Below are 11,813 nucleotides of genomic sequence, written 5' to 3'. Positions count from 1 at the left end.
AGCCTGCCACGATGGGTGATCCGCTGAACGCCGGGGACGACGCGGTCGAGGCGCTGGGCATGGTGGCCCGCGCCGCCCGCCCCTACCTCGACGCCCTCCCCCACCTCCCGGTGCGCGACGCCGCGCACGTCGACCTGCTCAAGGACCTCGACGGTCCGCTGCCGGAGTCCGGCGACGGCACCATGACCGCGATCGCCGACCTGCTGCGCATCGGCACCCGGGCGGCCACGCACTCGTCCGGGCCGAGGTTCTTCCACTTCGTCGTGGGCGGGTCGACCCCGGCCGCGCAGGCGGCGGACTGGGTGACGTCCCTGCTGGACCAGGCCGCCGGCCTGTGGCTCACCTCGCCGTTCGCCACGCAGGCCGAGACGGTCGTGCTGCGCTGGCTCAAGGAGCTGTTCGGCCTGCCGCCCACCCACGGCGGGGTGCTGACGCCCAGCGCGACGTTCGCGAACCTCACCGGCCTGGCGTGCGCCCGGTACTGGTGGGCGCGGCGGCACGGCGTGGACGTGACCTCCGAGGGGCTGGTCGGCCTGCCGAGGATGCCGGTGTTCTCCAGCGGCTACGTGCACGCCAGCAGCCGCAAGGCGTTGCAGCTGCTGGGCCTGGGCCGCGACTGCGTGCGCACGCCCACCCGTGACGACGCGGGCCGGCTGGACCTGGACGCCCTGGACCGCGAGCTGGCCTCGTCGGGACCGGCCGTGCTGATCGGCAACGCGGGCGAGGTCAACGGCGGCGACTTCGACCCGATCGACGAGATGGCCGACCTGGCCGCGCGGCACGACGCGTGGCTGCACGTGGACGGCGCGTTCGGCCTGTTCGCGGCCCTCTCGCCGCTCACCTCGCACCTGGTGCGCGGGGTGGAGCGCGCCGACTCGGTGGCGGCGGACGGCCACAAGTGGCTCAACGTCCCCTACGAGAGCGGGTTCGCGTTCGTGCGGGACCCGGCGCTGCTCGGGCACGCGTTCGGCGCCTGGAACGCCCCGTACCTGCCCCAGCCGGACGAGGAGCGGGTCAACTACAACAACCTGGGCCCGGAGTCGTCCCGGCGCGCCCGCGCCCTGCCGATCTGGGCGACCCTGCGCGCCTACGGCCGCGAGGGCCACCGGGCGATGGTCGAGCGCCACCTCTCCCTCGCGCTGCGCCTGGGCCGGCGCATAGCCGAGTCCCCCGACCTGGAGCTGCTGGCCCCGGTCACCCTGTTCATCGTCTGCTTCCGCTACCACCCGGCGGGCGCGGACCCCGCCACCCTCGACGACCTCAACCGCCGCCTCGGCGAGGACCTGGTCGAGGACGCCCGCGTCTACGTCGGCACCACCGTCTACCGGGGCGTCGTGGCCCTCCGCCCGGCGATCGTGAACTGGCGCACCACCGAGGACGACATCGACCTCCTGGTCTCCGTAATCCGCGAACTGGCCCCCCGCCCCCACCCCTGACCCCCGCGAGTCATGCGCTCGCGACCCGCGAGTCATGCGCTCATGACCCATGAGTCCGACATTCGCGCTCGACCCGCGCGTCACGAATGCATGACACACCGGGCGCGAGCGTCTGACTCGCGGGTCATGAGGGCATGACTCGCGGGGTATTTAGGCTTTGGGGGTGCGCAACGCGATCACGGACGTGCCCGGGGTGCTGGTGGGGCACGCCACGCGGATCGGCGGCGGTGCGCTGACCGGCACCACGGTGGTGGCGTTCCCGCACGGGGCGCTGGTCGCGGTGGACGTGCGCGGTGGCGCGCCGGCCACGCGGGACACCGCCGCGCTCGACCCGCGGTACGGCGGGCGCGAGGTGCGCGGGATCGTGCTGACCGGCGGCAGCGCCTACGGGTTGGCCGCGGCCGACGGCGCGGCGGACGTGCTGGGCGGGTTCGTACCTGCCGCCGCGCTGTTCGACCTGGGCCGGGGCGGGGACTTCGCCGCACGGCCGGGTGCCGCCGAGGGCGCGGAGGCCGCGCGCGACGCCGGGGTGCTGGTGCCGCAGGGCAACGTCGGCGCCGGCACGGGCGCGCTCAACGCCACGTTGAAGGGCGGCCTGGGCACCGCCTCGACGGACCTGGGCGACGGGGTCGTGGTGGGCGCGGTCGCGGCGTTGAACGCGGTCGGCCCGTCGGTGGACGTCACCACCGGCCTGCCGTTCGCGCACGCCCTCGGCCTGCCCGGCGAGTTCCCCGCGTTCCGCGACGACGACCCGGCCGCCGCCGCACGCCTCCACGGCCCCGCCGCGCCGTTCGACGCCGACCCGTCCAGCGCCCCACCGTTCAGCGCCGACCCGTTCAACGCACCACCGTTCAACACGGTGATCGGCGTGGTGGCCACCAACGCCCGCCTCCCGCACCCCTACGCGCAGGCCGCCGCGGCGCAGGACGGCCTGGCGCTGGCGGTGCGGCCCGCGCACGGCATGACCGACGGCGACACCGTCTTCGCCGCCCGCACCGGCGACCGCGACGCCGACCCCGACCGGGTGCTCGACGCCGCGCGCGCCACGTTCGCCCGCGCGCTCGTGCACGCCCTGCTGAGCGCCGAGTCCGTCACCACCGAGTGGCACGCGCTCCCGGCCTACCGGGAGCTGTACCCGCACACCACCGCCGCCTACCGGGGGAACTGAGATGCACGCGATGCAGTACGAGATCACCATGCCCGCCGACTACGACATGGGTGTCATCCGCCACCGGGTCGCCACCCGGGGCTCGGCGCTGGACACCTTCCCCGGCCTGGGGCTGAAGGCGTACTGCGTGCGCGAGCGCGGCGTGGACGGCTCGCCGGTCAACCAGTACGCCCCGTTCTACCTGTGGCGCACCACCGAGGGCATGAACAGCTTCCTGTGGGGTCCGGGCTTCAAGGGCATCCGCGACGACTTCGGCCGCCCCGTCGTGCGCAACTGGGTGGGCCTCGGGTTCGACCGCGGCCCGGCGGACGGCGTCGCGCACCTCACCCGCCGCACCGTCGACGTGCCGCCGGACACCACCCCGAACGACCTCGTCGACGAGGCGCTGGCGGAGTCGGCGAAGCTCGCCGAGCACCCCGGCGTGTACGCGAGCGCCGTGGCGATCAACCCCGACCGGTGGGAGCTGATGCACGCCACCCTGTGGCAGGACGCCCCCGAGGCGGAGGGCACGCGCTACCGCGTGCTCCACCTGTCCCGGCCGGAGGTCGACGGGCTCAGCGCGGGCCGCCACTGGTAGGTCGCGGCAGGCGGGCGCGCTCGGCGAACGGCACGGACACGTAGCCGACGAGGTCGAGCACCCCGCCGCTGCTGCGGTCCAGCTCCCGCGCCAGGCGCAGCACGTCGCGCTCCACCCGGCCCATCAGCCACGCCAGGAGCACGACGACGACGTCGGAGAGCAGCCCCACCTGGAACGGCATGTCCTCGCGCCGCCCGGCGGTGACGGCGCTGGCGAAGTCGGTCATGCCGCGCTCGGTCAGCTCGAACGGCCCGGTCTCGATGGCCCGCTTCATCGAGTCGACGACCAGCGGCACCAGCGACGCCCACACCTCGCGCGGGGCGACCTCGCAGATCAGGCCGCCGCACAGCGCGGTCGTCCACAGCGCCTCGGGGTCGCCCGCCCGCACCGCGCCCACGGCCAGGTGGGGCAGCAGTTCGGCGCCGCGCTCCCACGCCCCGGTCGCCACGAGCTTCTCCACGGCGTGCCGGTAGTGCTCCAGCGCCTTGGCGTGCTCGCCGCGCGCGGCGAACAGCCCGCCGAGGTCGTCGTGGAAGGTGGCCACCTCGGCGGCGGCGCCGAGCTGCTCGGCCCGCGCCAGGCCCACGGAGGCGTAGTGCCGCGCGGTCTCCAGCTCGCCCCGGTCGCGGTGGCAGCCGCCCAGCAGCCGCAGCGCCACCAGCTCCTGCCGGCCGTCGCGCTCGGCGCGGAACAGCTCCAGGGCCAGCGCGCCGGCCTCGACGGCGGCGTCCGGTGCCCCGGCGGCGCGGTGCCGCGCGCACTCGTCGAGCTTGAACGCGGCCTGCCGCGCCCGGTCGCCCAGCTCCGCGGCGAGGTCGTGCCCCTCCGCGGCGTAGCGCAGACCGGTGTCGGGGTCCTCCCCCCCGATCCCGGTGAGCACGGTGATCGACTCCAACCGGCCGGCCAGGTCCCCGTGCACGCGGTGCTCGTCGTACGCGGTCACCGCAGCCTGCCTCGCCTCGTCGGTCCTGCCCTCGTGCATCAGCAGCCTCGCCATCCTCAGCAGGACGTCCGCCCGGTCGCGGCACGCGTCGCCCAGCCCAACACAGCGTTCGAAGTCGTCGAGCGCCGCCCCGTGTTCCCCGCGCGCTTCGGCGCGGGACCCGGTGATCGTCCACCGGGTGGCCCAGCGGGCCTCGACCTCCTCCTCGGGCAGGTCGAGGGTGGGCAGCACGGCGTCGAGGCGCGCCAGCAGCGCCTCGGCCCGTGCGTCGTCCGGCTCCAGCGCCAGCTCGGCGAGCAGCGCGTCGGCGTAGGACGGGGTGTCGGTGGCGCCGCCGGCCTCGGCGGTCCGGCGCAGCGCGGCGATCTCGCGGTGCAGCACGCGCGCCAGCGGTTCGGGCAGGTCGCGGTCGTGCGCGAGGGCGGCGAGCAGCTCGCAGCCGGTGAGGGCGGCCTCGGCGTCGGTGGTGGACCGGTCCCGCCACTCGTCGAGCCGCCCGTTGACGGTGCCCGCGTACAGGTAGGAGCGCTCGATGCCGCCGGGGGTGCCGGTGTTGACGATGGCGTGCGCGGCGGGCGACTCCTCGGCGGTGAGCCGCCGCACCGCGGTGTGCGCGAAGCCGGCAGCCAGGCCGGCCGGGATGGTCCACAGGGTGCCGATGTAGCCGCGCGCGCCGGCGCGGACGAACTCGCGGGCCAGCGCGGTCCAGGGCCGGCACGAGTTGTTGAACACGATCGGGCGGTGCCGCAGGTCCAGCGGGACGTCCTGCTCGGGCAGCTCCCGCCCGCCCAGCACGATCACGTCGTCGGCGTCGTGGCTGTTGAGGAACACCAGCTCGACGGGCAGCCGCTCGACCAGGGTGCGCAGCAGGTCGAGCGGGGCGTCCTCGCCGGGCAGCACGATCGGGTGGGTGTGGTGGCCGAGGGAGGCGGTGGTGGCGGGCAGTTCGGTGAACGCGCCGGGGTCGACCACGACGCTGAACGCGGCGGGTTCGCGCGCCACGCCCGCCCGGTGCAGCTCGGTGAGCACGACCAGCGTCGGGTCGGCGACGACGTGCCCGACGGGCTTGCGCGCCCAGTTCACGTCGGCGGTGCGCACGAACGGGTAGGGCAGGCCGGTGGTGAACGCGGTCAGCCGCCGCTCCCCCACCGCCTCGACGGCCTCCTCGGGCACCTGCGCGGTGACGACGGCCTCGACCGCCGCGTACGGGTCGTGCCCGCCGGTGGACAGGTAGCGCCACAGGGCCTCGACGAACCCGATGCCCTTGACGGCGTCGCCGATGGCCCCGGCGGCGGCGGTGACCCGTTCCTGCTCCTCGGCGACGACGCGGTGCACGGCGTCCAGGTCGGGCGCGGGCACGACGACCAGCCGCGCGCCGCGGTGCCGCGCGTAGAGGGCGGCGACGAGGTCGGCGGCGGTGCCGGTGCGCTCGACGAGGACGGCCTCGTCGCCGTCGGGCTCGTCCGGCGGGAGCAGGGGCGGTGCGTCGTCGTCGACCCGCAGGGCGGCGCCGGCGCGCAGGGCGGTGACCAGGGCGGTGACGGGGTCGGCGTCGGGCGGGACGTCGAGCGTGCGCCCGGGTTCGCCGCCGCGCAGCAGCTCCCACGCCTTCGCGGTGAGCCCGACCGGGTCATCGCACGGCAGGTGCAGGCGCTCGGGCAGGTCGGGCAGCACCGCCGGGTCGGGTTCGTCGAGGAACACGGCGCGCCGCACGCCCGTGGCCGCGAGCAGGCCGGCGACCAGCGCGTCGTGGCGGTGCGCCGACCCGCCGGGCGCGGGGGTGAGCAGGGGCGTGAACCGGTCGGCGGGCAGGCAGGACAGCACGACGGCGGCCTCGCGCGCCTGGTCGGCCCGGCACACCACGACGGTGTCGCCGACGTCGAACACGGGGTCGCTGGTCACGGTGAGGGTCAGCTCGGAGCACCCGGCGGGCAGCTCGGCGGTCACGCCGCCGTCGTGCGCGGCGCACGGCGCGGTCCCGGAGACCCGCAGCGTCACCGAGCCGGGCAGGGTGAACTCGACGCCGTCGGGGCGCTGGGCGGCGGGCGCGTCGACGGCGAGCCGCCAGCGGGCGGGTGCGGGCAGGTCGAACACCTGCCGCAACACGGCGCGCACGTGCCCGTCGCGGGTCTCGTCGACCACCAGGTCGCGCGCGCCGGCCTCGGCGGTGAGGTGCTCGACGGCGTCCACCGGCGGTTTGCGGTGCACGTCGAGCAGGACCGCGCGCAGCATCCCCGCCTCGAAGCGGAAGCGGATTCCGTGCGGGGCACCGAGGTCCACTGGTTCACGCCCCTCGCGATGACCGGTGACCTGGGTGGTGGTGACCGGGGTTGGTGGTGACGGCAGGAAACTACGCCACCGGGGCGCCGAGTCGTAGCCGATCAGGCGCGTACGTCCCGTTGTTGCACACCCGCAACGGGACGTCGGGTCCGCGTGGCGGGCGGCCGGTGCGACCGGCGGTGCGCCCCGGCGGCCCGCACCTGGTCGCGGCCGAGGCGCTTGGCCTCGTAGAGGGCCCGGTCGGCGGCGGCCAGCAGCCCCTCCAGGGTGTCCTCGGCGACCTCCGGCCACACCGCGGTGCCGATGCTGACGGTGAGGCCGCCCACGGTGCCGCCCGCGCCGTCGTCCACGAGGACCCGGTGGACCTCGGCGCGCACCCGTTCGGCGATGGCCCACGCCTCGTCGGGGCGCACGTCCGGCAGCAGCACGGCGAACTCCTCGCCGCCGAAGCGGCCCACGGAGTCGCCCCGGCGCACGGCGCTCTCCAGGGCCGCGGCTATCCGGCGCAGCACGAGGTCGCCGGTCTGGTGGCCGTGGGTGTCGTTGACGTCCTTGAAGTGGTCGACGTCGATCATGAACAGGCCGACCGCCGCGCCGGGCGGCTGCTGACGGGCGCGCTGGAGCTCCAGGCGGGCCTGGAGGTGCCACGCCTCGGCGTTGAGCAGGCCGGTCTTGGTGTCGGTGCGGGCGGCCAGCTCCAGCTGGTGGATCAGCACGGTGCGGTGCAGGGCGACCGCGGCGACGACCATGGGCAGCGCGAACAGCGGCGACCAGGCGACGGCGAGCGCGACGAACCCGCCCAGGGCCAGCTGGCCGGCCTCCAGCAGGTTGTCCGCGGCGCTGCCCACCGAGTCCTTCACCGAGCGGGGCCGCACGGTCAGCAGGATCACCGCCGCCACCAGGACGGTGTTGACGAGCCACTGGGCGGCGCCCGCGCCGACGAGGCCGACGAGGTCCAGCGCGCTGCCGGGGTCGCCCGCCCGGAGGTGCCCGCGCAGCCCGGTGAGGCCGGCGACGGCGCTCGCGGCGAGCGTGGCCAGCACCATCATCGAGGTGGTGAACACGCACCGGTGCGGCGGTCGGGAGGCGTCCCAGCGGCCGACGACCCACCAGCGGTGCAGGTAGATCAGCACGGTGTGGGCCACGGCGAGCAGGGGCGGCAGCACGAGGGCGCCGGCCACGATCCAGATGCTGCACAGGTCGACGTGCGGCAGGTGGCTGTGGTCGCGGCGGACGCGCTCGATCCAGCGCGAGCAGTGCAGGTGCAGCGCCGCGCAGCCGGCCAGGACGGCGAACGGGGTCCACGAGCCGGCGGGGACGGGCCACGCGGTGGTCGCGGCGACGGCGGCCACCGCCAGCAGTTCCACCGACAGCACGTACGCCAGGGCGCGTCCGGGCAGGGACCATAGCTTCCAGCGTCGATCGCCCGACGACGCCGAACGCGCTCTGCCCATGGTGCCTCACGACCGTCTACCCCGGACCGCCGAAGTGCCCGGACGGACCGTCACAGTAATGGTGACCTGGGCCGATGTCAGCCGCTACCGGGGTGACCCGGAGCACGGGAGGTGATCGCGGTGCGCGACAAGATCTGGTGAAAGCGTTGTCCGCAGATCCGTTCGAGACGGCCGGCGACGCCGCCGCGCACGACGAGACCGAGGGGAGGTGCGCCGCCATGCGCGACAAGATCTGGTGATGCCCGGCAGCGGCCGCAACGATCCGGTACCGACCCGGAGACGGGGGCGCGGGCCGCGGCGCGGGCCGTCACCGCTCCGCGGCCGGCGCGGACACGTCCACGCCGACCAGCCACAACGCGCCCGCCGCCGCCCCGATCCCGCTGAGCACGAGCGTCGCGGGCAGCCCGACGAGGTGGCCGAGCAGCCCGCCGACGAGGGCACCGGCGGGCGCCGTGCCCCACACGGCGGTGCGGATGGTGGCGTTGACCCGCCCGTGCAGCGCGGCGGGCGTGCGCTCGTGGCGCACCGGCACCTGGTGGACGTTGTAGACCTGGAGCGCGAACCACATCAGGGCCACCGCGCCGATCACGAACTGGTCCACCGGCACCAGCGCCTGCCCGCCACCCGCCGCCACGACGGCGACGGCCATCGTCCGGCGGCGGCCCCACCGCCGGCCCAGGCGCGCGGCGAGCAGCGCGCCGAACAGCCCGCCGACCGCGCCGACCGACAGCGTCGCGCCGATCGCGGCGGGTCCCCTGTCCCGGGCCAGGTGCAGCACGACGACGGCGGTGAAGGCGTTGAACCAGAACACGTGCGTGGCGCTGCACAGCGTGACGCGGCGCAGCGCGCGGTCGCCGAACACGGCGGTGACGCCGGCCGCGACCTGCCGGCGCAGCCCGCGTTCGGCGGCACCGGGCCGTTCCTCGACCCGCAGCACCGCGACGGCGACCGCGACCACCAGGAAGCTCAGCGAGTCGACCAGCACCGCGCCCGCCGCGGTGAGCACCCCGGCCAGCCACCCGCCCAGCGCGGGCCCCACGACCTGCCCGGTGGCCTGACCGACCTCCACCGCCCCCTGGGCGCGCGTCAACTGCCCGCGCGGCACCACGGACGGCACCAGGGCCACCCCGGCGACGTCGCCGAACACCGCCAGCGTCCCGGCCCCGAACGCCACCGCGGCCACCAGCGGCACCGACAGCACCCCGGCCAGCGCCGCCCCCGGCACCACCGCCAGCACGACGGCCTGCCCCACCGAGCACCACACCACCACCGCCCGCCGCCGCACCCGGTCCACCCACACCCCGGCGGGCAGCCCGAACACCACCTGCGGCACCCGCCCGCAGGCGGCGACGACGCCCATCTCCCACGGCCCGGCGCCCAGCCCGAGCACGGCGACCAGCGGCACGGCGACCGCGCTCACCTGCGTCCCGACCAGCGACACCGACTGCCCGAGCCACAGCAGCAGGAACCCGCGGTTGCGCCGCAGGGGAGGCACCTCCGCCGGGTGCGGCACCGCTCAGCCGACCGCCGCGGCGGACACGCGGGACCACGCGGCGGTCGCGGCGAGGGCCAGGGCGGCGCCCGCGAGGCCCGCCAGGCCGACGGCGGACGCGACGGAGCCGGTGGCGGTGGCCAGCAGGCCGCCCGCGGCCACGCCGAGGCCCTGGGTGGCGACCAGGCCGCTGCGGGCGAAGCCGAGGGCCTGGCCGCGCTGGTCGTCGGGCACCAGGCGGACGAACGTGGCGCCCGCCGTGACCTGGTAGGCGCTGAACACGCCGCTCAGCGCCAGCAGCGCCAGCGCCGCCACGAGGCCGGGCGCGAAGAGGTAGCCCACCAGCGGCACGGCGGTGGCCACCGCGAGCAGGCCGAGCAGCCGCACGCGCCGCGCCGCGGGCAGCAGCCGCAGCAGCACGGTGCCCAGCACCATCCCGGCGGGGTCGGCGGCCAGCAGCAGCCCCACCCCGGCCGCGCCCGCGCCGACCTCGGCGGAGAACGGCACGGCCAGCCCCTCGGGCACCACGGTGAACAGCGCCAGCCAGCCGATCGCGACCAGCAGCCGCAGCCGCCGGTCGCGCCACACCAGCAGCGCGCCCGCGCGGACCTGGAGGTGCGGCGCGGGCACGGACCCCGGCGCGGGCCGGGCGGCCAGGCCGAAGCGCAGCACCAGCGCCGACAGGGCGAACGTGGCGGCGTCGGCGAGCAGCGCGCCCGACGTGCCCAGCCACGCCACGGCCAGGCCGCCGACGACGAACCCGAGCAGCAGGCCCGCCTGGTGAGTGATCAGGTGCACCGACTGCCCGGCCTCGTAGTGCTCGCCCAGCACGGTCGGCAGCAGCGCGCCCTGCGCGGCGGCGAACGGCGGCTCGGCCAGCTGGGCGGCCACCAGCAGCGCCGCGACCAGCGGCAACGGCACGCCGGGGATCGCCATGAGGGCCAGCAGCGCGGCGCGCACCACGTCGGCCACGACCATCACGGTGCGGCGCGGGAACCGGTCGGCCAGCCCGGTGAGCAGCACGCCCGACACGAACGCCGGCAGCATGGTCAACGCGTAGGTCAGGGCCGTCCACGCGGCCGAGCCGGTGCGCTGGAACACCAGCACCGACAACGCGACCCGGGCGAGCTGGTCGCCGACCGCGGACAGCGCCGCCGCCGACCACAGCACCCGGAACTCCGGCGTCGCGAACGCCGCGCGCACCCCCGTCAACGCACACACCCCCCACGGGTCCGATGAGTTTTCCGGCGAGGTCCCGTCTCAACGTTCGTCCGGCGTGCGACCGGCACGCCACCGTACAAGTCCGGAGGGTCACCATGGACGCGGTACCGGGGATCACGGTCGACTTCACCCGTGAGGTCGAGCGCTACCGCCACGAGCTGCGCGTGCACTGCTACCGGCTGCTCGGCTCGTTCGACGAGGCCGAGGACCTGGTGCAGGAGGCGTTCCTCAAGGCGTGGCGGTCGCGGGACGCGTTCCGGGGCGAGTCGTCGTTCCGGGCGTGGCTGTACCGGATCGCCACCAACGCGTGCCTGGACGCGATCTCGCGCCGCCCGGCGCCCGGCACGACGGAGGCGATGCCGGCGGCGGACGTGCCGTGGCTCCAGCCGTTCCCGGACGCGCTGCTCGACCAGGCGGGGCCGGACGCGGAGGTGGTGGCGCGGGAGACGATCGAGCTGGCGTTCCTGGCCGCGGTGCAGCACCTGCCGGCGAAGCAGCGGGCGGTGCTGGTGCTGCGCGACGTGCTGGGCTGGCGGGCGAGCGAGGCGGCGGCGCTGCTGGACGACACCGTGCCCGCGGTGAACAGCGCGCTGCAACGGGCCAGGGCGACGATGCGCCGGCACCTGCCGCAGCGGCGCGCGGACTGGTCGGGCGAGCCGTCGGCGCGGGAGCGGGAGGTGGTGCGCCGGTTCGTCGAGGCCACCGAGCGCGGCGACATGGAGCTGCTGGCCTCGACGCTGCGCGAGGACGCGACGTGGACCATGCCGCCGCAGCCGGAGTGGCACCGGGGGCGGGACGTGCTGATCGGCATCTGGGCGCCGGCCATGGTGGGCCCGGGGTCGTTCGGCGAGTGGCGGGTCCTGGAGACGCGCGCCAACCGGCAACCCGCGCTGGCGAACTACGTGCGCAAGGCCGGCGGGGAGGTGTTCGAGCCGGCGGCGCTGGACGTGCTGCTGGTGCGCGACGGCGCGGTCGAGCAGGTCGTGACGTTCGGACCGGACCGCTTCCCGCTGTTCGGCCTGCCCGCGTCGCTGTGATGTTCGACGTCCGCGTGGTCGTGGTGGCGGGCGAGCGCCGCTACGACCCGGCCGAGTGGCGCGGCGCGCTCGTGGTGGTCCTCGACGGGGTGCTGGACGTCGACGGCGAGCTGTTCGGACCGGGCGCGGTGCTCGCGCTGACCGGGCTGCGCGCGGGGGTGCTGCGGCAGCACGGCGGGCGGCCCGCCGTGCTGTCCGCCACCAC

9 protein-coding genes are annotated in these 11,813 nt (G+C 76.1%); 4 read left to right on the top strand and 5 right to left on the bottom strand.

The window, feature by feature from the left end; genetic code table 11:
- The 3 genes from ACR807_RS08155 to ACR807_RS08145 form a co-directional block, all read left to right on the top strand.
- Window positions 1-1,436: pyridoxal phosphate-dependent decarboxylase family protein (locus ACR807_RS08155; protein ID WP_438920589.1), on the top strand; the 1,436-nt coding region annotated here is incomplete at its 5' end.
- A 163-nt stretch (window positions 1,437-1,599) separates the two neighbouring features.
- Window positions 1,600-2,604 (top strand): P1 family peptidase, encoded by a 1,005-nt coding sequence (locus tag ACR807_RS08150; RefSeq protein WP_438920588.1) that lies wholly within the window; start codon window positions 1,600-1,602, stop codon window positions 2,602-2,604.
- A gap of 1 nt (window position 2,605) precedes the next feature.
- The gene (locus ACR807_RS08145) at window positions 2,606-3,181 is read left to right on the top strand and encodes a DUF4865 family protein (protein WP_438920587.1); all 576 of its coding nucleotides are present in this window, start codon (window positions 2,606-2,608) and stop codon (window positions 3,179-3,181) included.
- On the opposite strand, the gene ACR807_RS08140 is transcribed toward ACR807_RS08145, so the two are convergent.
- The 4 genes from ACR807_RS08140 to ACR807_RS08125 form a co-directional block, all read right to left on the bottom strand.
- A complete protein-coding gene (locus ACR807_RS08140; RefSeq protein WP_438920586.1) occupies window positions 3,159-6,404 on the bottom strand; it encodes a hypothetical protein in 3,246 nt (1,081 codons plus the stop codon). The two genes, ACR807_RS08145 and ACR807_RS08140, sit on opposite strands and share 23 nt — an antisense overlap.
- Window positions 6,405-6,505: 101 nt before the next feature.
- On the bottom strand, window positions 6,506-7,858 hold the full coding sequence (locus ACR807_RS08135; protein ID WP_438920585.1) for a GGDEF domain-containing protein: 1,353 nt from the start codon (window positions 7,856-7,858) through the stop codon (window positions 6,506-6,508).
- A 307-nt stretch (window positions 7,859-8,165) separates the two neighbouring features.
- The gene (locus tag ACR807_RS08130; protein ID WP_438920584.1) at window positions 8,166-9,353 is read right to left on the bottom strand and encodes an MFS transporter; all 1,188 of its coding nucleotides are present in this window, start codon (window positions 9,351-9,353) and stop codon (window positions 8,166-8,168) included.
- Window positions 9,354-9,374: 21 nt separating this feature from the next.
- Window positions 9,375-10,562, bottom strand: coding sequence for an MFS transporter (locus ACR807_RS08125; RefSeq protein WP_438920583.1), 1,188 nt, complete (start codon window positions 10,560-10,562; stop codon window positions 9,375-9,377).
- A gap of 104 nt (window positions 10,563-10,666) precedes the next feature.
- On the opposite strand from ACR807_RS08125, the gene ACR807_RS08120 reads away from it, so the two are divergent.
- On the top strand, window positions 10,667-11,608 hold the full coding sequence (locus ACR807_RS08120; RefSeq protein ID WP_438920582.1) for an RNA polymerase subunit sigma-70: 942 nt from the start codon (window positions 10,667-10,669) through the stop codon (window positions 11,606-11,608).
- Between the two features lie 40 nt (window positions 11,609-11,648).
- On the opposite strand, the gene ACR807_RS08115 is transcribed toward ACR807_RS08120, so the two are convergent.
- The gene (locus tag ACR807_RS08115; RefSeq protein WP_438920581.1) at window positions 11,649-11,813 is read right to left on the bottom strand and encodes a hypothetical protein; all 165 of its coding nucleotides are present in this window, start codon (window positions 11,811-11,813) and stop codon (window positions 11,649-11,651) included.

Source organism: Saccharothrix sabaoui, assembly GCF_051756985.1.
In the GTDB taxonomy this organism is placed as follows: domain Bacteria; phylum Actinomycetota; class Actinomycetes; order Mycobacteriales; family Pseudonocardiaceae; genus Actinosynnema.
The sequence above is the reverse complement of the archived record's forward strand: the minus strand, read 5'-3'. Positions and strand labels throughout refer to the sequence as shown.